Source organism: Lachnospira multipara LB2003 (genome assembly GCF_000702205.1).
Taxonomy (GTDB): Bacteria; Bacillota; Clostridia; order Lachnospirales; family Lachnospiraceae; genus Lachnospira; species Lachnospira multipara_A.
The window spans coordinates 332,059-357,067 of sequence record NZ_KL370871.1; the positions used below are offsets into that span (position 1 = coordinate 332,059).

The 25,009-nt window shown below is 36.5% G+C and carries 21 protein-coding genes and 2 pseudogenes; all 23 read right to left on the minus strand.

Annotated features, from left to right (window positions below; all coding sequences use genetic code 11):
• Window positions 1-11: 11 nt before the first annotated feature.
• Window positions 12-488, minus strand: a pseudogene (locus tag T537_RS0111010) (hypothetical protein); the annotation flags it as partial.
• Between the two features lie 194 nt (window positions 489-682).
• Window positions 683-1,915 carry a tyrosine-type recombinase/integrase gene (locus T537_RS0111015; RefSeq protein WP_031557960.1) on the minus strand — a complete coding sequence of 411 codons (1,233 nt, stop codon included), beginning with the start codon at window positions 1,913-1,915 and terminating at the stop codon, window positions 683-685.
• A gap of 126 nt (window positions 1,916-2,041) precedes the next feature.
• On the minus strand, window positions 2,042-2,260 hold the full coding sequence (locus T537_RS0111020) for a DUF6462 family protein (protein WP_031557962.1): 219 nt from the start codon (window positions 2,258-2,260) through the stop codon (window positions 2,042-2,044).
• Window positions 2,261-2,274: 14 nt separating this feature from the next.
• A complete protein-coding gene (locus T537_RS0111025) occupies window positions 2,275-3,366 on the minus strand; it encodes a hypothetical protein (protein WP_031557964.1) in 1,092 nt (363 codons plus the stop codon).
• A 992-nt stretch (window positions 3,367-4,358) separates the two neighbouring features.
• Complete coding sequence (locus T537_RS0111035) at window positions 4,359-8,372, minus strand: type I restriction endonuclease subunit R (RefSeq protein ID WP_031557965.1); 4,014 nt, start codon at window positions 8,370-8,372, stop codon at window positions 4,359-4,361.
• A 15-nt stretch (window positions 8,373-8,387) separates the two neighbouring features.
• Window positions 8,388-9,665, minus strand: a complete 1,278-nt coding sequence (locus T537_RS0111040) for a restriction endonuclease subunit S (protein ID WP_031557966.1) — start codon at window positions 9,663-9,665, stop codon at window positions 8,388-8,390.
• On the minus strand, window positions 9,658-12,432 hold the full coding sequence (locus T537_RS0111045) for a type I restriction-modification system subunit M (RefSeq protein ID WP_031557967.1): 2,775 nt from the start codon (window positions 12,430-12,432) through the stop codon (window positions 9,658-9,660). The genes T537_RS0111040 and T537_RS0111045 overlap by 8 nt, the downstream gene beginning before the upstream one ends.
• Window positions 12,425-12,649, minus strand: coding sequence for a helix-turn-helix domain-containing protein (locus tag T537_RS0111050; protein WP_031557969.1), 225 nt, complete (start codon window positions 12,647-12,649; stop codon window positions 12,425-12,427). The genes T537_RS0111045 and T537_RS0111050 overlap by 8 nt, the downstream gene beginning before the upstream one ends.
• 165 nt (window positions 12,650-12,814) lie before the next feature.
• A pseudogene (locus tag T537_RS12205) lies at window positions 12,815-13,225 on the minus strand (single-stranded DNA-binding protein).
• Window positions 13,226-13,232: 7 nt separating this feature from the next.
• Complete coding sequence (locus T537_RS0111060) at window positions 13,233-13,961, minus strand: CpaB family protein (protein WP_031557970.1); 729 nt, start codon at window positions 13,959-13,961, stop codon at window positions 13,233-13,235.
• 14 nt (window positions 13,962-13,975) lie between these two features.
• The gene (locus T537_RS0111065) at window positions 13,976-14,545 is read right to left on the minus strand and encodes a hypothetical protein (RefSeq protein ID WP_031557972.1); all 570 of its coding nucleotides are present in this window, start codon (window positions 14,543-14,545) and stop codon (window positions 13,976-13,978) included.
• A gap of 9 nt (window positions 14,546-14,554) precedes the next feature.
• On the minus strand, window positions 14,555-14,965 hold the full coding sequence (locus T537_RS0111070) for a hypothetical protein (RefSeq protein ID WP_031557973.1): 411 nt from the start codon (window positions 14,963-14,965) through the stop codon (window positions 14,555-14,557).
• 12 nt (window positions 14,966-14,977) lie between these two features.
• Window positions 14,978-15,820, minus strand: coding sequence for a type II secretion system F family protein (locus T537_RS0111075; protein WP_031557974.1), 843 nt, complete (start codon window positions 15,818-15,820; stop codon window positions 14,978-14,980).
• A 9-nt stretch (window positions 15,821-15,829) separates the two neighbouring features.
• Window positions 15,830-16,501, minus strand: a complete 672-nt coding sequence (locus T537_RS0111080) for a type II secretion system F family protein (protein ID WP_031557975.1) — start codon at window positions 16,499-16,501, stop codon at window positions 15,830-15,832.
• Between the two features lie 21 nt (window positions 16,502-16,522).
• The gene (locus T537_RS0111085; RefSeq protein WP_031557976.1) at window positions 16,523-16,777 is read right to left on the minus strand and encodes a hypothetical protein; all 255 of its coding nucleotides are present in this window, start codon (window positions 16,775-16,777) and stop codon (window positions 16,523-16,525) included.
• Complete coding sequence (locus tag T537_RS0111090; RefSeq protein WP_031557977.1) at window positions 16,770-17,825, minus strand: hypothetical protein; 1,056 nt, start codon at window positions 17,823-17,825, stop codon at window positions 16,770-16,772. The genes T537_RS0111085 and T537_RS0111090 overlap by 8 nt, the downstream gene beginning before the upstream one ends.
• On the minus strand, window positions 17,815-19,083 hold the full coding sequence (locus tag T537_RS0111095; RefSeq protein WP_031557978.1) for an ATPase, T2SS/T4P/T4SS family: 1,269 nt from the start codon (window positions 19,081-19,083) through the stop codon (window positions 17,815-17,817). Before T537_RS0111095 ends, T537_RS0111090 begins: the two co-directional genes overlap by 11 nt.
• A gap of 3 nt (window positions 19,084-19,086) precedes the next feature.
• Window positions 19,087-19,623 carry a hypothetical protein gene (locus tag T537_RS0111100; RefSeq protein ID WP_031557979.1) on the minus strand — a complete coding sequence of 179 codons (537 nt, stop codon included), beginning with the start codon at window positions 19,621-19,623 and terminating at the stop codon, window positions 19,087-19,089.
• Window positions 19,624-19,636: 13 nt separating this feature from the next.
• The gene (locus T537_RS0111105) at window positions 19,637-20,512 is read right to left on the minus strand and encodes a hypothetical protein (protein WP_031557981.1); all 876 of its coding nucleotides are present in this window, start codon (window positions 20,510-20,512) and stop codon (window positions 19,637-19,639) included.
• Between the two features lie 72 nt (window positions 20,513-20,584).
• The gene (locus tag T537_RS0111110; protein WP_031557985.1) at window positions 20,585-20,821 is read right to left on the minus strand and encodes a hypothetical protein; all 237 of its coding nucleotides are present in this window, start codon (window positions 20,819-20,821) and stop codon (window positions 20,585-20,587) included.
• 100 nt (window positions 20,822-20,921) lie between these two features.
• Complete coding sequence (locus T537_RS0111115) at window positions 20,922-23,285, minus strand: VirD4-like conjugal transfer protein, CD1115 family (protein WP_031557987.1); 2,364 nt, start codon at window positions 23,283-23,285, stop codon at window positions 20,922-20,924.
• 6 nt (window positions 23,286-23,291) lie between these two features.
• Window positions 23,292-24,740 carry a hypothetical protein gene (locus tag T537_RS0111120; RefSeq protein WP_031557989.1) on the minus strand — a complete coding sequence of 483 codons (1,449 nt, stop codon included), beginning with the start codon at window positions 24,738-24,740 and terminating at the stop codon, window positions 23,292-23,294.
• A 12-nt stretch (window positions 24,741-24,752) separates the two neighbouring features.
• Entirely contained in the window at window positions 24,753-24,947 is a 195-nt protein-coding gene (locus T537_RS0111125; protein ID WP_031557992.1) for an NlpC/P60 family protein, read from the minus strand.
• Window positions 24,948-25,009: the final 62 nt, after the last annotated feature.

The following is a 25,009-nucleotide window of genomic DNA, read 5'->3' on the forward strand; positions in this document are numbered from 1 at the left end:
TTTCATTTATTCTAGTATAACTTTGCACCAGCTGGAATGTGGTTATCAATCATAAGAAGGTGAAGTTCTTCATCCTCTGAGTTCTTAATGTTATTAACTGCTGATAATAACATACCGCATGATTCAATACCCATCATCTTTCTTGGTGGAAGATTTGTAATAGCTACAAGTGTCTTTCCAACAAGTTCTTCTGGTTCATAGTAAGCATGAATACCTGAAAGGATTGTTCTATCTGTACCTGTACCATCATCTAATGTGAACTGTAATAACTTCTTAGACTTTGGAACTGCAACACAAGCCTTAACCTTAACTGCTCTAAAGTCTGACTTGCTAAATGTATCAAAATCAACATCCTCTTCAAATAATGGCTCAACAGCTACATTGCTAAAATCAATCTGGTTGTTTGGTGTAAAGAAACCATTATTGTTATTAGCTGAAGATGAGCTAGACTTTGTTGGATTCTGGCTCTTAAGTGTTGGGAACAAAATTCTTTGTTCTTACATATCGTTCCAAACAATGTACGAATCAATCCGTACTGCCATATAGGGTATTTCCAAATCAATCCGTATCTGTCCGTATTATTAAAAAACTTTACGGTCAAATATGTGTCAATCTGTACTTTTCCCATGCACTAACGCTGTTCAAATATGTCCAAATAACTTCTCATTAAAGACATATCTATCTATTTAATTATAACTCTTCCTTCAAGATTATTCAACACTTCCTGCTTCTGCTCTGCAGTACAATCAGCATAGATATTCATAGTTGTTGATATATCAGAATGCCCCATTATACTCTGGATCACTTTCAGGTTTGTTTCACTCTCACAAAGTCTTGTACAAAACGTATGCCTCAATATATGGCAGCTAAAGTCTGGAAGTAATATAGGACTTCTTTTTTCTTTTTTTGCCAACTGAGTTTCTTCCTTATTATACGCTTCACAAATTCTCTTAATTGCATTATTCACAGATTCAGGTGTATAGACATTCCCTTTTGCAGAAGAAAACACAAATCCAGAATAATCATCTACAACTGACTGACAAAAACCTGTGCACTTCTGTATTTCATATTCCATCAGAAATGCCTCTCTTACTTCCGGCAACATAGGTATAGTTCTTATACCAGCCTCTGTTTTAGGTGTCTGAATAGAATGAACTACTTTTCCCTCTGCATTCGGTCTATAAATAAGGTTATGATTCACACTGATGTAGTTTTCATCAAAATTCAAATCATCCCATCTAAGTCCTAAACATTCAGAAATACGCATCCCTGTTCCAAGCAACACCGTAATAACCGGATACCATCCACTATATGTATCACTTTCCTCCACATAGTTTAACAAGGCTTTTTGCTGTGGAACAGTTAGCGCTGTCTTCTTTTTAGGAGCCCAAGATTTATTCTTCTTAATTTCAGCCATTACACCTTCTGTTGGATTTACTCTTATAAGCTGATCTCTAATTGCCATCTGAAAAACAGGATGAAGCAAACACTGAACACTATCTACTGTATTCGCTTTAAGTCCTTTTTTGAGTATCAAATCATAGTAAAAGTCTTTTACGTCAGAGTATTTCACTCTCGACAACTTCAGTTTACCAAAACTATTTCTAACCCAGCGATCATAACAGTAAATGTAATTATTCCTAGTTGTATCTTTTAGGTCATACTTCTGCTTTATATACTTATCCCACAGCTGATTTACAGTCACAACATTGGCTGCTAAAGGATCAATTCCATCTTCTAAGTCATAGATAAGCTGCTTCTCACGCTTACGTAAAGCCTGCAGATTGGTTGAATAAATTGTTTTTCTCTCACCTCTTGGATTTGTCCAAGAATAGCTATATCTACCATCCTTTCTATAACATTCACCATTTTTTAACGTATGTCCTTGCGGATCTTTCCTCATTCTATAAGCCATTTTATTACCTCCAATTCACTTATAAAATAGGAACAACTACGCTTTTACCTTACATAATCATTATAAATCGACTATGTAAATCTCGCAAAAACGTAGCTGCTCCAAATTAGTCCATATTAGTACTATTTAAGAATACATATCCTCTATGTACTGATTTAATACTTCTAGATTCACGAGGCACACGCCTTTTATCTTTCTTACCGCTCCAGCCTCTTTGGCAAGGTCCATGAAACCATGGACCCCCATTGAGTAAAGTTCTGCGCCTTCGTTGTATCTAACATATTTCTTTTGACCTGTTCGAACATCAAATTCTAAACTCTCTACCGGTTTTCTCTTATACGCCATATCTATATCCTCCATTAACGCAATCCATACTGTGTCGAAAGTTCATCCCAAGTTTCACCCAAAATCTGTGTAAGACTCGACATTACATCATACTCATCAAGTCCCTTTTCCTTCACAAATTCTACAATTAAATCCCTGCAGCGAACTCTCTGATGAGTGATAAAGTTCACATCGATATGTTCTACATTGCATAATACGATTGGACCGCCCTGAATCACTGAACCATTCTTTCGTGGAGCATCAATCTGAACATCGCTAGTAACTAAATGTTTCTTGCCAATGACATCTTCCTTCACAATCTTAAGGAAGTCAGCGTCACACGCTAACTGTGCTAATGTGATGTCATCATACTTTTCTGAGCAAAATCCAAAATTCTGGCAGAAGATAAATCTCTGCATTGGACGTAGCTTATTAACGAAAGCATGAAATATATCTGTTATTTTCTGAGAAGCAATGTAAAGTTCTTCCATCTCTGTTGCATAATCACAGTTGTTCTCAATATCTTCCATTCCTGCTCTACTCATCATTAAAGACATTGTCTTTGCAATATCATTGACCGAAAGCTGTGTCGCAGACACTTCTTTCATGTTTGCGAAGATGTCCTCAGCTGTAATATCATCGACATCTATGCCATAATTATTTGTGATGTAACGCTGAGTCTTCTTAATGATGCTTTTTTTGTATCCCGCTCTCTTAGAAACACCATTTTCATTGTTTGTAACAGTTCTTGCTGGGTCCTTAGTATAAATCTTTACAAATGTTCTAAATGAGCAGGTGCCTTCGGTCTCTTTATAAGAAGGGTTGTTGAATTTGTGGAAGTTCTTCCATACTTCCAAATAAAGCTGATTGAGATAATCATCTGCAATTGCCTTCATGCCATTCTTGCGAATGTAATAACATCCCTCTTCTTTAATAGTAGGCATCATAATACCAAAGACATAATCAGCTACTTCTCTCTTCTCTTCTTCTGATAAGATTTCTCTAAGGCTAACTCCAATTTCGGGTGCCTCAACTCCATTACGGATTGAATCAATCACCTTTGCCATTCTTGTGAGGTAGTCTGCCTTGCACTCCTCTACTGGGTTGTAATAAAAGCTTTTAATCATCTTAAATTTCCTCCTTGTTTTTGCTTTCAAAATTCATGTGGACAATGGTCCAGATGAATCTGCAGAAATTCGCGGAGAAAATTTTCAATTCTGTTTTCATATTTCTCCTCCGCACGTTTACTAGTTGTTCTTGCTGGTAAAAACGTGTTAGGGAGGAGATCTGCTCCAATGATTTGCGAACATAAAAATGCCCCTTTCCACCTGAGTCAGTAGAAAGGGGCAAGAACAAAGCTTTAGCCTTCAGCCATTGCTTCCTAAAATTAGGCATAAGAAAGCAAGGCTATATCAAATGATTTACAATTTCATAATGTTAAATCATTCAATATGTCCTCACCCCTTATAGCGCTAACTTCAGGGTTCGATATTTTTTTAAACAAAAAAGACCCGACAAAGAATAGAGTTTTACCTCTATACTTCGTCAGGCCTTGGTAGCTATAGTTTCCTATGCTCCGATTCGCTCAGTACGAACTTTTTTCTGATGGAAGCTGACTGCAACCACTGCTTTACATATTGGACATTTAATTTTAATTATGCCCTCAACTGCATTCGGGTTTGCATCAAACAACCTTTTATTTTTACAACACGGACAAGCCACATGCATTTCTTGCATTCATTTTCGCCTCCTAATCATAGAGGCCAGTTAAAAGGGATTGTCAAACTGACCGTTGGAATTCAATCAATTTTCCTCTCACTTTACCGTGACTATACCTAATGTAGCGATAAAATTATTATATCGAACGCATGTTTGTATGTCAATATAATACATCATTTAAGGTTCTGACGATAAGTTATCTCTTTGTTATGCTCGTATCATATCAAAGCCCTAAATAATGCCCGTTGAACATTCTTCAACGCAAATAATGCCTATTCTTCAATCACCAGCAATGTTCTCCTTGGAAAAATATAGATTTCGCTCTAAATATCATTGAAGTTTGTTCAACAAAAAAATATAAAAAAAAATAGACCAGTTTCAAAACCGGTCTATTTCAAGCCTAAATATTAGCTTTAGGTGGTTGATGTATCAGGTATTCATAACCCTGAATTTCTAATGCATCATATATATCATCATAATCTGTTGCCCAATATACATTTAGAATAAGTGAATAATTACGATTATCTGCTCCTTTTTGCCCTGGAAGGGAGGTATTTAGAGATAGCTCAGCCAACTCAAGCATTTTACTACTTACCGGACAAGGAAGATGAATTCCCAAACATGTTGATATTACATTTAACTTCGTAAGGTTTTGCCCTTTCTTCATATTACTATATGTACGATTATCAATTCCTGTTGTAGATTTAAGTAATCCAGCACTAAATCCACAAATATTTTTGCTCATCAACTTGGTCAACGCATCACCGAACTCACATCCTGCGATTTCATTTAACATTTCTGTTGATATTTCGCTAACAAGACCAATTTCTTTCGCCATATCTTCTGTAATTTCATCAGAATACCTGAATGTTTTACTTGCTAAGCTTTTAGGGAGCCTTACATAATGTAATTTTCCATTTTCGTCTTTAATAAACTGTAAAAAACATTCTTCTTCATTATCAAGAGCATACTTAGTAAAGTTCATACGTCCATTATCATCACGCTGAACATATTTGGGATCGTTGATGCATAGCTTTTCATCAATGTAGGCAAAGCAACCGCTTTCCATTACGCAAGCAACTGCCGTACTCTCTGAATACCATTCATTCATAGTTGTAGTATTAACTGTAGTTGAGATTGTTTTTCCCTCAAGCATCTCTGCTGTAAGTTCCACTCCAATCTCTTTCGTTTCTGTATCAGTTTCTACTACCGCATTTCCACCCTCGGTAACTAAAACCCTATTCTTAACTACCTCAATAGAATCATTTTCTTCAGGATAAGGATCTATACCACCAGATAGAATAAACTCTCTAAGGTATCGATCTACCAACATTGTTAAGCGTTCTGGCTGATATTCATCTTTCTCTTTCTCTTCAAAAAATTTAGCAGCTTTCTTTCTATCTACCGATTCTTTAAGTTCTGAGAAAGTTCCATGTTCCTCTATCGATTCTTTAGTTACTTTCTTTTCAAGCAAATCTCTCAGAAGATTTTTTACACATCCCAGCCTCTTTACAACAAGATTTATTCTAATATCTTCTGCAGATTTCATCATGTCAGAAATATAGTCTCTAAATGATTTATTGGGATCAATTTTAATATCGCCCTTTCTAACATCATGAACAAAAATATCTGCATATCTTTGTTCTTCAGCTGTTAACATTGAATATGATCTATGTAGCTCTTTTAGAGCTTCATCTACTTTTTCCTGATCGTACCCCTCTTGTAACAACTTTAAAAACAATACGAATTTTGAATTCATATAATCTGCATCAATTTTCGTCGTATCAAATTCTGTAATATGAGTATCGATATCATAAGCGACATCTCCACCTCTTCCGCCTCCACCTCCTGTCGAAAGCTCTTTATATCTAGCAATTAATGTGTGATATGTAATTTCATCAATAAGAACTGTAATATTCCCATGGTCCTCATCTTCATACAAATCAACATCCCAAACAAATCCTTGTATTAATGCAGCTTCCAAATGTGTAGTAAATTGTTTAAAAGCTTTGGCAAATTTTTTCCTAGCTGCTGTATCATCAGGAAGATGCTCAAAATTGTTTATTTTTTTACCCTCATAAGTCGAATGATCAAAAATATTAACTATTTCCTGATACAGTACATTCATATTCCGTAAATTGTTAGGTAGTTTATCTACAAACAAGCCTATTGGAACATCTCCAGAATATGCCTTTACTGCAGCTTCAATATTCTTTTCCATTGTATGTGGTCTTCGATAATACTTAATAATGCCAAATGGTTTCTCATCCATTGAAAAAATTCTATTAGTTCTAGAAAATGCCTGAATAAGATTTTCATATTCCATTACCTTATCTAAATACAGGGTGTTGACCCATTTAGAATCAAATCCTGTTAGCATCTGATTAACTACAATAAGAATATCAATCTGCTCATCTCTCTGAAGATTATCATATGGTTTTTTATGTGCCAGCCTCAAGCTAACATCCTTGCGGAATTTGTCATAAGTTGGAATTGTAAATTCTTGTCCAAATGTTTTTTTATAATCTTCAAGCATTTCGACAATTCCATCTTCCTTTTCAAGCGATCCGCCACCCTCATTGTCTATTGATGGATCAAATAAAGCTGTTATTCTAAGCTCCGGCATTTCTGTTTTCATTAAACGATAATATGCCACAGCTTCTGGAATACTACTAGTAGCAAATATTGCGTGGAACTTGCCGCCTCTACTATATACAATCCATTTTTTCTTTATATCTTCAATAACACCTTTACAATATTTTTCTGTCTGATACTGCTCATTCGGAATATAGTCTTCTATTCCTGGGACCCACTTCCCATTAACTTTTTCTCCATACATCTTTATCTTTGACGAATCCATATACTTATAGAAGATTTTTTTCTTTTTATCGTCAGCCATAACTTCAGCATCAGTCTTTGCCTTTGCTTTTGACAGTGCGACTTCATGACGTAGATCATAATCGTCGTAAATAGTCACCTTGTATGGATCAAAGCCTAGTACATTCCCGTCTTCAATTCCATTTGCAAGTGTATATCTATGTATTTCACTTCCAAATATGGTTGCTGTTGTACTATCTTTTTTAATATTCACATCCTGGATAGGAGTTCCTGTAAATCCAAAAATCAATGCCTTTTCGAAAGTATTCTTTATAGTTGTTAACATTTCTCCGAATGTAGATCTATGACACTCATCTATAATGATAACCATTCTTTTGGATTGAATCTTTTTTAAATCAGCGCCCTTTAAACCTTCAACACCCTCAGAAATATTGCTCATCTTCTGAATAGATGTAACAATTAATGTACTGTCCGCATCATCATCCTTCAATTTTGAGACAAGAATATCTGTATTCTCAGTTGCCTGAACTGATTCATTTTCATTTGCAAACGATCTATATTCCTTTAAGGACTGAATACCTAATTCTTTTCTGTCTACAAGGAAAACAACTTTATCGGCATCATGCGAACTAGCAATAAGTTGAGCAGACTTGAATGATGTCATAGTCTTTCCCGAACCCGTAGTATGCCATACATGTCCGCCTAACTGATTTCCATCATCCCAATTTTTATTCTTTTTTGTAACTCTATCTGCTATTCCAATAGCTGCATTATATTGATAGCTTCTCATAACCTTTAATACGCCATCCTCAGTATCCGCTATCGTATAAAATCCAATCAGCATGTGAGCCATTGGTATATTCAACAATTCTGCTACAACATTTTCCCAATCATTAATTTGTACATTATCAAAATTTGCCCAATGAAAGTAAAATGCCTTATTAAAAATTCCATCTTCTCCTGGATTTGCAAAATATACTGTTTCCTTCGGCTCCATTGCAACAAAAATCTGTACTAACGAAAAAATACCTCTAAAAACACCTTCATGTGAATATTTTTCAATTTGATTATATGCCTCGCTTACTGGCACACCACTTCTTTTCAACTCAATATGAATAACTGGCATACCATTAATTAGAAGCATTAAATCTCCACGTCGATTATTTAGAATTGGAGATTTCGTATTAAATTTAGGTTGTTGTACAATTTGATATCTACTCTCACCAAGCGCAATTTCTTGACGATCATATATCTTCAAACTTACCTCGTGACCAAAATTCAACTTATCCTCTTCATTATCTCGCTTAATAGTAATACTCTTTCCATTAATAAAACTATTAAGTTTAAGTGGCGATGCTAAGTCTCTAATTTGGTCCAATATTTGCTGCATTTCAGAATCTGTTAATGGACAATTATTCAATCTTGTTCTTTGTCTATTATTATTGAATAAAATATCAGCCCAGTTCTTTATTAGATCCTGTTCAGAAGGATATTTTAAAACCTCTTTTTCCCATCCTCGTTCCTGTAATTTTTTTATAACGGCTTTTTCAAAGTCTGCTTCCTTACTAAAATACATCCCCAATCACCTCCTTTATACAAACATCTTTTTCATACATGCTCTTTTTATATTTTTTAGTTTTTTTAACTTTTGCTGATGAAGGGTGATAAGGTTATCGAGGTTTGTAAAATAACTTCCCAATCGCTTTTGTTCATCTATAGATGGCAAGGGAATTTCTATTTCCATCACCTTGTTTTTTGAAATATTGTATCTCGATATTCCTTGTGCCAAGAAAACAATTTTCTTTCTTACTTTCTCGGATCTGAGAACATACGCCATAAAATAAGGATCTATATTTATAGATGGTCTGTAACCGAAGCAGAAACTATTAAGGTATGTATTTTCAGTGTTTTCAAGCCATACACAAGACATTCCGACTTCTTCAGGAGTCTCGGATGAAGTGGTAAAAAATACATCACCGTACTTAACGCAGTTTTGAGATTGGTCTATTTCCACCGCTTCAACTTTGTCTTTATCAGCAATCGGATTTGAAAATACATTCATATATGTAACAAATCTTGCATCGCCGTGCCCGAAATCCTCTTTGGTTTTTCCGGATAATCCAGTAAATGTTTTTCCACATTCGCCAAGCTTACGCTGTTCCCAAGGAGTACTAAATCCTTGAAACCTTATTTCCGGTTTATTGCACCCTTGCTTCGGGAACATTTTTGTAAGCATAGTTGCCTTTAGAACACTAAGCATTTTTATTTTATGTTCCTCATATTTTATTTTGTCATCCAAACTACTAAAAAAATGTCCAATTTCTTTTTGTTCTTTAGCATTATCCGATACTGTTATTTTTGTGTCCTGTATTCCACCTCTTGAAATAGATAGAACCTTTACTCCTTGCATAAGTGCTCTAAGTTGATTCTGATAGCAATCAGAATTAAGATAATAGCCTAAGTATTTTGGTGAGAACTTCTCTTTAGGTCTACATGGCATCGTATGCAATCCAGCAATCACTTTTTTGTCACCTACTCCAACAATTTCGGTACACTTTCCAACAGTCTCATCCTCTGCTGTATCTGCTATAATAATATCTCCATCTTTTAGCCACGAGCTTTTAAATTTTTCAACTATATCTAAATCAGTAACAAATTGGAATTCGTCCTTAGTGGCATCAATATATTCACCATACTTCACCAAAATATCTCCATAATGGACATTTAAAGCTTCGCCCACTTCATCATTCAAGTTATCCCTTGCCAATGTGTTATTCGACATTATGTCAAATGTATTTCCAAAACTCTTACTTACCCATTCTTTGTCATATTCTCCAAATCTTATCTTGGGTACTTTTCTATCATTCATTTATACTTCCCCCCAAAATCTTCTTAAACTCTAATAAGCCTTCTATGTCGGAACTTTCTCCAACAAGTTCGCTTATAAGCATACACAATTCCTTGTTCGCCTTCTCGATTTCATTTTCCACATCTGCAAAAGTCACCTCATATTTTTTAGAAAGTGATTCTATCTTCTCAATAAAATCTGAAATGGTGTCTTCTGGAATTTCATCTAAAGCATCTGTAAGCGGTTTAATCCATTTCAATTCAAGCAAATGAAGTGCGGTATCCTCATCATTTTCTAATGATTCAATAGTTTCTTTAGTCTTGATATGTAGTTCTTCTACTTTTGACTTTAGACTTTTCTTTATCTCATTTTCTTCATCCATAAGCTTCAACGCTAGTACTAATTTTCCGTCTAATGTGTCCTCGTCAAAATCACACTCCATTTGTAATGATTTAATTCTATCTTTAACAACAGCCTTACCATATGTACCATCCTTACCAGAAACCATTTTATTCCAATCAACTAGCTTACAATTATTTATATAATCTTGTTTTTCTTTTTTCTTTGAAAGCTGAAGATATTTCGTTAACGCAATAATTTCATCAGTTTCTACATCATTAAGAATGTCTGCCACTACATTCTTTAATTCTTTGGATACAAAGGCATCATTTGAGTCATTCAAATAATTTCCCTCTCTTTCTTCTGCATCCATAGACTCAATTATTTCAGCGTATTGTGTATTAATTTCTACTAACCTATTTTCTAATGATGTTACTTCACTAAGCTCAGTCGAAAGGAGCTCTTTTTGTACCAATTCAAAAGGTAAAATACGCCCCTTCCATCCTTCCTGTACCTCTGGCACCTCGTCCTCATTATTGTTTTTCTTTTTAATTACCATATTAGGATCAACTTGTGTTAACGCCTCAAATCCTTCCGATTGTATTATTTCTAAATCTGACGATATAGTATTCCATTTTTCAGAAATTATTTGATAAGCATCATATTTATTCAGTAATGGAAATTTATCTAATCTAGCAAACACATCTTCACTTACTATCTCCATCTCCTTTTCCGAAGAAACATCCAACAAATCATCAATCAACTCTTTCTTTAACTTGCCATACAAATCATTAAATTCTGCATGATAAGATTTTATATATGAATCAACAGATTGGTGATTTAAAATAATACTACTAATATCACTGCCATTATTTTCCATATATTCATCAGAGATAGAATTAAACAAAGCATCTTTTAAACCTGGTAATATATTCCAATACTTTTCATAGTTATCAATTTCTGAAACCGGAATTCCTCCAAACATTGTTGCATGAATATCCCATTCTTCCGGCATTTCTGATGAGTCTACATATCTAGAAATATTTAAATTATATGAATTCTTATTTACAATAGTTTCCTTGGATACTAACGCGGAAAACTTATCAATTGTGGTTCTATTCTTTATAACATCAACGATCTTTTTAATATCACAAGCTCTTAGTTTATTATTCTTCCCCTCCTTAACAAATCCTTTTGAAGCATCAATAAACAATACATCACTTTCAGGTCTATTTTTTTTCAAGACCATGATAATTGTAGGAATTCCTGTTCCAAAAAAAATATTTGCTGGCAAACCAATAATAGTATCTATCTTATTTTTTTCTATAAGATTTTCTCGTATTTTTCCTTCTTCTCCACCTCTAAACAACACTCCATGAGGAAGAACAATTGTCATAATTCCATCATCCTCAAGATGATACAATTCATGTAATAAAAATGCATAATCAGCTTTACTTTTTGGTGCAACTCCATAGTCCTTATATCTAGGATCAAATTCTTTATCTTCAACATCCCATTTCTGTGAATATGGTGGGTTTGATACTACAGCATCTACTTTAACTAATTTATATGTTTTATCCTTATCATTTTCTTCAAAAAATGGCCAATCATCCTCCAAAGTATCTCCATTACGCACAAAAATATTTGAAGGCTTTATTCCTCTCATAACAAGATTCATGCGAGTAAGATTGTAAGTGTTTTCTTTAAGTTCCTGCGCATAATATTCAATTTTATCCTCACCATCCATAAATTTTGAAATAGAATGTCCAATATTAATAAGCAATGAACCCGAACCAGATGTAGGATCATATATTTTAATTTGTTCTCTATCCTTTAAATGATTAGCTACTATTTCTGACATTAAGACAGACACTTCATGTGGAGTATAGAATTCTCCGGCTTTTTTCCCTGCATTTGCAGCAAACATACTAATTAAATATTCATAGATAAATCCAAGGACATCATAATCCTGCTTTCCATCCATTGGTATTCTACGAATAAGTTTCAATAATGATCTAATTGCCTTTGTTCTAGACTGGTTGGTATCTCCTAATTTTGTAAGACCTGTTTGTAGTGTATTAAATATTTTCTCATATATCCTTTTATATACAGGGTCAATATTGGAATTAAAAGCATTTAATGCATCTGTTACATCTGAAATATCAAAATCGTTTCCTTTTGAAAGCCATGTAGAAAACAAATTATCATATGAAATAAAGTACCCTAGCTCATTTCTTACGTGTTCGGCATATTTTACATCAGACTCATTCACCAACTGTATTTTTTCTTCAGAAAACCCTTCTGATTTCATCAAAGCAACTTCTCTTTCAGAAAGATATTTATAGAATATAAAACCCAAAATAAAATCCTTATACTCGTTTGCTTCTATTTTTGATCTCATCTGGTTAGCAGATTCCCAAATTGTAGATGCTAATTGCTGTTTATTCATTGATATTATCCTCCCGTTTTACATATGTTAATTCGATATCATAGCCAAGACCTTCCATCATCTGTACAAAAGTCTTATTTACTACTCCATCATTATTCTTTACAATTCTGTTCACATATTGACTTGTCTTCCCGATTTTTTCAGCAAGTCCTGTCTGTGTAGTATCATTTTCGATACACTTAATTTTTATATCCTTTTCTAGATCATTAAGTACCATAATTATTCTCCTTATACATGCACCTCATATCTATAAAGCTATATTTATACCAATACATTATATCACAATTTATGTTGCTATCCAGCACAAATAAGATGATTTTATAAACTTTTCTATTTAACGCAAAAGAGTCCATACAGCATTACACTGTATAGACTCTCTCATTTACTTAAACGGAAGTTCTTCATCAATATCATCCGGGATATTTAAGAACTCTCCATCCGGTGCTGAAGGCGGATAAGATGTATTAGCATTCTTGCTCTCACAGAACTCATGCTCATCCACAACGACATCTGTTGTATATACCTTCTGACCATCCTTGTTTGTATAGCTGCCAGTCTGGAATCTTCCAACGACTGCAATTTTAATTCCCTTATGTAGGTAGGACTCGACAAAATCAGCACTCTTTCCAAATGCTACACAACTAATGAAATCGGCTGTGCTCTCCTCCCCCTCTTTTCTTCATCTGCGATCCACCGCCAAGGTATATCTCGCAACCTTGGTTCCATTCTCTCCTGATGAAATTTTGATATCCGGTTCTCTCGTAAGTCTACCGGTCAACTCTACTTTATTCATATTTCACCTACTTTCCTGCTAAATAAAGCTGAATACCTTCATAACTAATTGCTGTATTCATCTGATCCACCTCATCTGGTGCTACCTTTACAGAGAACACAACTGCTGTTGCTGTACCATTTTCAGCTTCATAACTCTTAGTAAGTTCATTACCCGAATTATCATATGCAGCTTCTACATAAACGTTCTCAACCATAAGCACAAGCTGATTTGTGGACGGATCTTTCGCATATACATTTACAATATCTCCATGTCTGATAGTTCCACTTACAGAGTTATTAAAGTCGTTTACCTTAATAGAAGTCACCTGAGTCTCTGCAGTGTACTTATCCATAACAGAATCCTTCTCAGCAATATCGTCCTTATTGACCATCTGTCTTGCAGATAGATCAGACTCAACATAGAAACCACCATCAGGTAATTCCTTGATGTCTGAGTAAATGCAGTCAGGCAAGATTGCTTTTTCTACATCCTTGATTTCAAAGTAATCGTTCACCTTATCTTCAGCGATAAAGGTATTTGCTTCGATATCCTTTGTTGCACATACCACATGTGCTTTCACCACTTCATTCTTTGTAATGTTTGTCATCACAAGATAAATTAGGCAAGCTACGATAGCAGCAAGGATAAATGGAATAATCAGTGATTTCACTGTAAATCCAATGTTTCGCTTACCCTTCTCAGGAGCCTTGTCCTTTGCCTTCTTATCTACTTCTGTATTCTTTTTCTTATACATAAACTTAAATCCTCCTAATAATTAATCTTTAGGGCGCAATAGATGTCCCTAGTCTTTCTAATATAGCTGTCATCTAAAATACTCTTTAGATCGAATGTCACCTTTGCATATGCTGATGTCTTTCTTACAACCTCACCGGCTGGTGTTTTCACGCTTCCAACTCGACCATAGCTTGTGGATCTAGCCCCACCATTTCCTGAATATGTTGTAATCCGAACCTGTGAATCTTCCACCTCATATTCAATGAATGTCGTGTATTCAAAGTTGTAATAAAACCCTTCCGTGTTAGAGATAGCATCTCTCATGCAAGCCATATAGTTGTTATATGACTCCTCTCTGTTTCTAAATCTGACAACTGGATAGCCATAGCTTTCCGCTGTTTCAAAGTAATAAACATCATCAGCAACAAGCGATGCTAAAACCGAATCTGATAATGCATCATCTATAGTATGCTGCTCGGACATAAGCTTACTCGCCATAGCAATGTACATCGTTGTAATCACTAAGATAAGAGCCAATCCAAACAAGATACAATAGCCAACAGCTCCTGTAGCTTCCTTTTTCTTACATACAATTTCTTCCATCGCCACCTCCTACTGCTTTGCAGTACTTGTTCTATTAATGGTGATAGTTGTCGGATGAGATGCCACTTTTGATATTCCACCCGCAAAGGCAAGAATGTTATCATCATAGGTTCCTGTAATCTTTAAATAAATTCGATCCCCATAGTTAACCTCTCGTGTTGTCGTACCAGAAATTGAAATATTATAAAGACCCTCGCTCTCTAAATCCGCAATCAATGCACTCTGATCTGCCGGCTTCAAATATCCCTCTGTTTCCATAATCAAAAGGTATTCCCTCGCAGTCTGTCTCATCGCCCACTTGTCGCTAATACCAGAGAAGGCTCCAAAGATGATTACTAAGAACGCTGTTCCCATTACAATACCGATAAGCGCAACCAACATATTTTCAACTACGCCACTTGCTTCTTTTTTCTTTTTCATACGCCCTCCCTTCTAAAATGCTATCTGCATTTCCAATAATTTCATAATGATGCAGTAAAGAATCACGCCCAAGATATCAAAAGCTATCATCATAACATACATCATTGTTTTATTCTCTAGAATTACACATCGTCTCTTATTTACACCGATCTGCTCACGCTCGATGTTATTCTCAAGCGTTTTTAATGACTCATCTACCTGACCTGTTGACTGCAGAGACTTAATCACTGTACAGAATGCGGAAATTTCACCATTATCAAAGCTAAGCTCCATTTCATCTAAGCACTCATCTAATGACATACCACCATCTAAGTTATTCTTCAGACGGATCAGCGACATCTTTAGTCTCTTATTCTCTACCACCATAACTGCATCTCTTAGAGCATCAGCAATATACTGACCACCTCTTTTGCCATAGAGAACAGATCTACTCATCTCACAGATATCAGCCATCATTTCTTCATTACTACTCTTGTTCATAAGCTTTAGATATACATCCAAAAAACTCCATCCAATCAAAGCTGCAAGCACTGTAAACAATGGTGCGCTTGAGCTATGTATCACTCCTTTTGAAATAAGGAATGTAATGATTGAAGCAAGACCAGCAAATACCGTCTTATATAAATACCAATGACCTACTGTAATCCCATCACTCAAAAAGACATCTGCTCCCATCTTCTTAAGCCTAATCTGCTTCTGGTATACAAACTCCTGAAATCCTTTTGCTTCCTTTACCTTCTTTAACTGCTTTCTTGCTTCTTCCTGCGGAGTAGTATGAAGTGCAAGCATTGCAATTGTCTGGAAGAAGATAAACACTGCAGCAAAGAATACTACCATTAAAATTCCTACTACCATTTCTCCTCCTTACTTATCTGTGCTAAACAGTTTCACTACTACGAACAGGTACAAGATTCCTGTAATAAGAAGTATCGCCTGTCCTACTATATTGCTTGTTAATATGTGCTTTACATCAATGCCAATACCATTTCCAATGAATAAGACAATGAAAACGGATGCGATTGATATAACAACCAATGTCAGTTTCATAGAAAAAAGAATGTTCTTACGCTCTTCTCTCGCTGACAAACTAGCTGCAATCTGCCCCATCATCTGCTCTAGTACTTCCTCATAATTTGCCTGAAAGTGCATACAGTTCTTCAGGTTTACTAGAATCGTCTGAAGCTGTCTGTTATCCGTTGATTCCTTCATATAATCAAATGCTAGATCCACATTACCGGTCTGCTCACAATCTAATAAAAACTTAGATATCAGCTCTTTAATTGGACCTTTCATTGATGGCAATGTATTCTGCATAATGGTTACAATATCTGAGCTTCCCTTTGAATGGTTAGAAAGAATCGACACAAACAAGGATGTTGTATCTTCAATCTCGTTATAGGTCTTTCCTGCTAATGCAATAACAATTACATACAATGCAACAAACTGCACAGCACCGATAAACAAGGCAATGAATACATTATGTGTAAATGCAATCCCTTCTATGATTCCACCCATAAATGAAAGTATTAATAGCATTAGATACTTCTCTCCATTGAGTCATGGAAGAAATCTCTTTAATCCACTTGTTAGAATCAATCGATCCATCTTATAAAGAAGCGACTTATTCTCGATAGAACCAAATTTAGATACAAAGCTTGCCTCCAAATTCAGTTTCTTTCCTATGCTGTCCTGATGCTGTTTCACTAAGTTATCCCAGACGTTATGCTCTTTGAACTTCTTATGAATCATGTAAAACAGTGCTACGAGCAAAAGTCCTAACACAACCCAAGCAACAATCTCATATCTACTCACTTGCTTCTCCCTCCTTTACTTCTGTTACATCACTATCGCCTTCAGGTTCCATCTCTGTCTCTTCCTGCTTTTCTTCAAAATCAGGATCACTTGGATCAGATATCACAGACCCATTTTCGTCATAGATAATGATTGGATCATTCCAATCCACGTTTTCATCGTATGCTTCACCGTTGTATGTATCTAAATCTTCATCCGCTACATATCTGAATAATCCGACTCCGTTTACAAAGTAATAACCTGTTTTAAAATAATCAGGAATGGTAATAGCAATGCAATTGCTATGTAAAAAATCAAACTCATAACTTACAAACCTCTCTAATGAACCAAAACTGTGAATATTAGCTTTAAGTTTAAAATCCTGGTAATACGTACCTGTATAGAATTCACAAGCATATGACTTACCTTTCTGCAATCCCAAAACAGTACCACCATCCGATACGGTTTTCTTTGAAAGCTTTGTATCACCAACCTTATCCAAATACAGTTTTGTAATTGACTGCAATTTTGATAAGGCACCTGCATCTGACTTCAAATCAATGTAATACTTGTAATCATCTTCACTACTCTGCGCAAATGGAATGTAATAATGATCACCACCATCTGCTATAAAATTTGATACACCAATGGTATATCCATAATCTGCGAAGCGCTCAAAGACAATAGAATCTGGCACCTCTGTATCCGAGACATATAACAACTTATCTTTGCTTGTTACTGTTGGAATTTTTTCATCTGCTTCATCACTTACCCAAATGCTTCTCGGATTCTCTGTAACCTCCTCCAACTCTTTCCCTGTAAAGTTGATATCTCCAGTAATACAAGTCTGGAAGGTATTAGAACCAGATACTTTATTCACATCTGATTCATTTGCATCCTTCCACACATATGCTTTTCCGCTTTCCAATTCGTCTACTGTTGAAAAGCTTGTAGGCCTACCACTTGCGTTACCACTTAAGGTCTCAAAAATACCGCATCCAGTAAGTGAAATTACAGAACACCCCGCTAATAGAATTGCAGCTATTCTCTTTACACACTTACTTTTCATCCACAACCTCCTCGAATGGATATACAGGCTTTAAAATAATGGAGTCCGTATTCTTATCCCATCCATCAATCTTCTTAATCTCGTCAATACGGAAATTTCTTAAATGAATTACATATTCGAATCCGCATAACTGCTTCAATGATTCCTTCGTCTTGTATCCTGTAGCCTGGCTAATGTAATCTGCCATCTTATCAACCGCCATCTCACAGCTTTCACCATGCACGGATGTCCAACACTTATGTCCAGTCATAGAAGCCTTTGATAATCCAGCTGCTTCACTACCTTCCTTAACCTCACCTACAATCACTCGGTCTAGATCCACAAGAAGTGCTGCTCTGGTTAAATCACCAAGGTTATATGACACCTTTGAATCACCACCACTAATCATTACATGAGCTGCTAATAGATCCGGATGATCCTCATCAAACAGCTCCGCATTCTCCTGACAAATCATCACGGATTCATCCCATGGAATTTCTTTAAGCATTGCATTCATAAGCGTTGTCTTTCCGCTTGCTCCCTTACCGGTAAATAAGATACCCTTTGAAGCAATCATCTTCTGAAATAGTGCATCAAACTGCTCATTTACTTCTGACAAAAACTTAAGCTCTACAATTCCATCGATACATGTTCTTCCCTCATCCGGCTGAAGATGATTAAACATTCCTGCCTGTTCCAAAGCTCTAAGAGTATATTTTTCCTTTGGAATCTTTCGAATTGCAATACAAGTGTTCCCACTATCTGTGAGAAGTCCACTGATTGCTGTTATACGCAAAATGAAGTCATCCTGAGTCGCATCTGTAAAAGTCTGAATTGCATTAGCGGTTCCAAGGTTGACTTTGTTTCTTTCAAGCAATCTTGTTACAAAGTTCTTATAGTCTGCTCGATTAGCGAACCTCACTCCTGAATCCATACGCTTGCCATATCTTTTTACTCGAATCTGCTTGTCGTTATAGATTTTGATATCTGAAATCTCCTTATCATGGATTAATCCATCAATAATTCCATAACCCCAAAGCTCTTTTCTTACCAGCTCTAAGACTTCATCTTTCTGCTCTTCTGTCATTTCATTACCATCGACATCCTCATACTGAGACATTTCATCTCGAATCTGACTTAAAATCTTCTCTCTTGAAACTGACAGTTCATCATAATTACGCTTACTTAAGCTATTTAGGACTCCTGCATTCTGTTTCTTATAAAACTCATCTACGAGTGTCCTCGATAGTTCAATAAGCTCTAATTCTTTTGTTTTCAATCTCTACTCCTCCGTTTCCTCTATGGTGTGATGTACCATCATACCTTTTTTATGATTGGAATAAATGAAGGTTGAAGCTACTACGATTACCATAACAAGCACAAAAGCAATAACCTTAATCAGAAGTGCTCTCTGTGCCTTTGGATCTGCTGCTTTCTGTCTTGCTAGTTTCATCTCTTCTTCCTTCTTAATTTCTTCTGCCTTCTTCTTCATTCGCTCTACATCCTCTGTAGATTCATACAATAGATGTTTCGATGGCTTAAAGAAGAAGTAATATAGATATTTTCCATACGTCATGTCTTCGGTATAGTTACAGCCAAATGCGATTCCTACCATCAAAAGTCCAAGAAATATTGCTATACAAGCAAGTCTTGGAGTCTCTAGAAAGATAGGCATACACACATTGGCTGCTACTCCTAAAAGGACACATCCGAAGAATACTACCTTCTGTATGAATGTCTGATTCTTGAATGCATCGATTCCAAACAATGCATCTGAATCTATTTCCTCTAAATTTACATTTCGATTCATCTGAGGCATGTTCCTTTTCCTCCTACATCATTCTCTGAACCATACTATCTGTTCCCTTTACAAGTCCTGCGATTACAATAGGTGTAATAGCTGACTGCACTGTGATTAACACGCACTTATATATGTTTGATGCTCCTGAGAGATCAAAGTTAACCAGCGAAGTACACAGCGTTACACCTGTCTTTACGCAAATAACCATGAGCGCTCCCGATATGCAGAATCCAAAGAACGTCTTTAGATACTGCACAAGCGATCTTGAAATCTCGTGTCCCCCTGCACCCATCGCAATAGCAATTCCTGCAAAAGGCAAGATAACTAATGGCTTCAGTATTCTCTGAAATCCTGCACTAATAATTGAGATGCAAGACGCCACCATAATGAACACCATCACGATTCCAGCAATCAGGAATAACAAACTACATCCGATTGTTGTCCATACCCCAGCAAACCATTCTCCTGAAAGCTCAAAGTCCGGTAGTTTTAGCGTGGAATCTATAATTGATTCCAAGTCACTATTCATCGTCAACTTATACCCGGATGTTGTCCCCATCTTTGCTGTGATTCCATCTGCAAAATCCATTACATAGCCCATGATTTTCCACATGTTTGCAGCTACAAATAGAATGATGCAGTATCTAAGCGCATCCATTAGAAATCTCTGTGCCTGCTGTTCTGGTGGTGCACTTACTACTGTCTTATATAGCGCTATTAAAAAGAAAACAGTCGCTATAGGAACCGTTGCATCACTTATTGCATTAAAAAGCGTATGCACTGTCGAATATGGAGTGCCCCCAGCTGCAGTCTTTGGACTTGTTGTAAAGAGAGTCATCGCTATTTTCATCAGCGTGTTCCAGATAGTAAAAGAACAGTTATACAGTGCTTTTACTACATCAATCATTCTCTTTGCTCCTCCAAAAAATAAGTTCCGACCGGCTCCCGTTGCCAGCCGGAACTTCGGTTAATAGGTTACTTATGTCAATGCATTTACCAATGCACTGAGACCAATAAGCACACCGCCAGCCACAACGGAATATACAGCCTGGTGTTCACCCTGCTGATCCATCTGACGGAATGCCATCGCAAACTTGATGCCACCATACACAAGCATTACTGCACCAATAGCTGAACCAATTGAAATCAGTACACCCTTTAAGCTTGTAATTGCATGCGTGTAACTAGCAGCTGCTAAAATTGCTGTTCCAGTCATATTCGCTTCCTCCTTATCCTTTAAATTCAAGCTTGTATAAACTCTTCTACTTGCTTGTTACATAAGGCATATAGGAGTGCCTGTTCCTAAATCTGCATTTTTATTTGCAAATTTTTTCAACAAATTTTTCAATCGTATCTTCTGAGTGGTCATTACTAAAGAATGCCTCTATCTCATCGAATCCATATCCATCCTTAATAAGAGGAACCAGATTCATGATCTGCCCATCGCTATACCCCGCATTCTTCAATTTCTGAACCAACATTACCCTATCCTTATAGAGTTTCACAGATTCATCTGTAACTTCATCCTCATCAAAGACACTGTAGTCAAACCCATTATCCTGACTATGTGCCTTCAAATACTTCTCATAGTTTTCTTCTAGCATTGCTTTATCTTTTGCCATAATTGGCAGTGATGACACTGTCTCCCCAATGGTAAATGCTTTTATTAAATCATCTGCATCCTCCATGGTTAATCTAACAATGACCTCTCCACTCTCTCGAATCTTCTTTGCCTCTTCCTTCGCATCATCGCCAGACAAGAAAAATCCCTTATTCTCTAATCTAGCTAGCTTTCTCTCACGGTTACGCTTTGCTGGATCATAAGGATTATGCTTTCGGCATAAAAGCTTAACAAACGGAGTGTTCTCCATCTGACATTTCTTCTGAAACAACGGATCTGCACCCTTGATTACAATGGCGCATTCCCCATCCTTCTTCATCGCGAAGATATCCTCTGCAGATAGCAAGCTCTTCTCCATAACATCCTCAGATCTTGAACTAGAGCCCTTATAATCCTTAGCATCGGAATCGGATGCCTTATGGATGGTCTGAGTACCAAAATGCTTACTCAGATATTCACAGGAATCCATATCAGGTGCACCGAGAATATCTATAATGGCACAGTTACCAATCAAATCCTTATCCATATCATACTTAGGAAACTTTCTCTTAAGCTGAATAAGGTTCTGAATGATAATGACCGCTGACATATTTCTTGATCTCATGGTCGAGAGCTTCTCCACAAATGAATCAGGAAGTGTAACATTCGCAAATTCATCCATTAGAAATGTTAGATGCTGTGGAAGACTTTCATGCAAGCTTGGATCAATTGCAGTCAAATGATAGAGCTCGTCAAAAAACAATGAATAAACCATACTAGGAATCCAATCGTAATAGCGCTTATCTTCACTAGTTACGATGAAAAGGATTCTCTTTCCTGACTTACTCTCTGGTGAAGGTTTTGAATATCCAAAGCTCTTTCCAATATGAATCTCATCCTCTGACAAAAGATCCACAACACACTTCAGCTTCATATATCTGCAATGTGCATCTAATGAAGCAACAATAGAACTTGTTGTTTCCGCTGCTCCGTTATAAAACTTTTCCACTGCAACATAGCCAGGGAAATCTGTATCATGATCTTTATGCCATTCCTTCTGGGCTTTTTTCATGATATCCATGATTCCATCCGGTCTGTTATCAATAGATCCATCCGCTTTTGTAAATACTGTTGTAGCATCTAAAAGCTTTACAAAAGTCTTCCAGTTCTGCATATCCTTCTTGTAGTAATAGTGAATTAAGTAAATCAACGATGTCAAAAGTACTTCTGCCGACTGCTCGAAAAACTGGTCATTCCCTCCTCCGGCATCATCCTGTGGTGTAGTGGACTTCATTAGAATTCCTGCAATACTCATGATGTCTGATTCGTTTCTGATGTACTCGAACGGATTAAAGTGAATACTCATAGGCATTCCTTCTTCTGACTCCACATTCATAACCATCACTTCATACCCATTGTCTTCAAAGTACTGACCTGTCTGTTTGTACAGCTCTCCCTTCGGATCTGTAACGAGGAAATTTCCGCATAACTGACTTAGCATTGGACGCGCTAATCTAAATGACTTACCAGATCCAGGAGGTCCTACTACTAACATATTTAGATTTGATGTCTTCTCATTATTGATAGAAAGATATACATCTTCTGCCAACCAATAATTTGCTGTGTTTACCTTAAGTGATTCACCGATATGCTCATCTCCGGTATTCACAATGACTTCATTCTTTTCATCATGATTTGCAAATATCTTAGTAAACTCCTTCGCATTACCCCACTTTGCTACACCATATTCCTGACCAGCAAAAGGATGCTCAAAGCGTGTCATAATCATAATGAATGCCATTGAAAACGCCGCCCAAAATGTTCCAACAAACTTAATTGTTGCTGGTGTTACGCCTACAATATAATGATGCTGCTCAATAATGAACTTCTGAAAATTATTCATAAATTCGTTGAAATCATTACCAGGCATCCAAACTGCTCCACATAAAAAACCGGCATAGACACAAAGAATCGTGCCTATGCCGTAGATTAATACAGTCTGTTCTACTGTCCTGGTATGTTTCTTTATTGAGGAGCCCTGATACTGAAAGCTTTTAAAAAACTCCTTAATAAATTCCATACTCTCCTACTTTCTGGCTATGTGATGCATAGCCTTTGACTCATCCTTACTCTTTGTACTTATAAGTTCAGCAATAATATCTTTTCCCTTAATGCTAGATACTTCTCCATCTGGCTTCTTCATTTCAAAGATGTCATCTGAATTAATCTTTAGTGTTGCCATTTTTTTATTTGCGCTTGTAACTGGTGCACCACTTACAAGACCTCCTGCAAGTTCAAGAGACATTTTTCCTTCTCCATCTGACATTACTGCCGCTGCAGGTACAGTAATAGTGGTATAAAGGGATTCATCATATCGATCTGCCTGTTCCTTATCACGCTTAATACCTTCAACAAATTCCTTGGCTTCTTTTGAGCTATACTGTTTCTCTTCAGACCCCTCATCCTGGGTTTTAGAAAAATTTGAATCAAGCCCTTTGATATATGCCTTTAATCTATCTTCTGTGACAAGCGCTGTTGTTGGCTGATCAGCAAACATTCCTGCATACTTAAGCATCTCAGGAAGCTTCTTCATCCAAGCTTCTCTTGTCATTCCCTTATCAGAGAATGTCTTCACCTTGGATGGATCTTTAGCATCCGTTACTGAATAAACAGAGAAGAATACACCATTCTCATCAGGTTCAAAGGTTCTCTTAATCGTAAAAAGCTCATTGTCCTGTGTCTTCTGACTGTAGAACAGCTCCTTACTATCAGGAACCAAACCTTCATCTCGGATTGGCACCATACACTCGATAGGCAAGAACTCTCTTACAATTCCAACCTCCGGCTCCATCGCAAGTGCCTTTTCAGGATTCTTCTCAAAGTTTGTTCCCTTGCCCTGACGAAGATACTCTTCAAAGGTGAGTGTGTTATCTCGGCTCATCTTATCCTTTGTTTCCTGAAGCTTATCCTTATTCTCTTCCTTCGCCTGAACAAGTTCTGCAAGTTCACCTTCTAACTTTTCTTTTTCTTCCGGTGTTTTTGCATTCGCAATCTCCTCACGCTTTGCCTGAATCTTTGCATCATAATCCTTGTCCTTATTTTCTTCAGTTTCCTGACGTATACTCATCCAAGACTTCATCTGTTTCTGATGAATTGCAAGATCCTGTGAAGGTACTCCAATTGGAATGTAATCATCATTAGAATTTAGATCCGGCATGATGCAATATCTCAAGTTATTCTCCTGACAGTAGTATTCAAACGGTGAGATATATTCATCTCCAAACCTCTTTGGATTCTTAACCGTCTTTTCAAACATTTCCTTAGGAAGTTCAATTACTGGTGCTGTCCCCTCTGATACTTCCTGTATCTTCTGCCAAGTGCTACTTCCAGGGCTTTTCAAATTCTTTTCATGAGCCCAATTTGATAATGCTCGAATTGCTCGAATTATAGTTGTGATAGCCTCATGGCTACCCTTTAATAGGTAATAGACACCTTTGTATTCCATCTCTACTACCTGTGCTACTTCATCTGCCATAGTTTATTCCTCCTACTTCTTATTTGGTCTACAAACCATTACTATGTCATCTGTGTCCATTGACTGATAAATAACGCCATACTTTGTGCTATATGCTTCTGCAGTCTTTCCATCCCCCACATATATTGCTACGTGGTGAATTCCTAAATACCGATTATTATTTGATCCACCATAATAGATAAGATCTCCCGGTTTAAGGTTCTCCAATTCAGTACCACTTAAAGACTTTCCATCCGATTCTAGTGTCTTAGCTCCACTTGCTGCAGTTG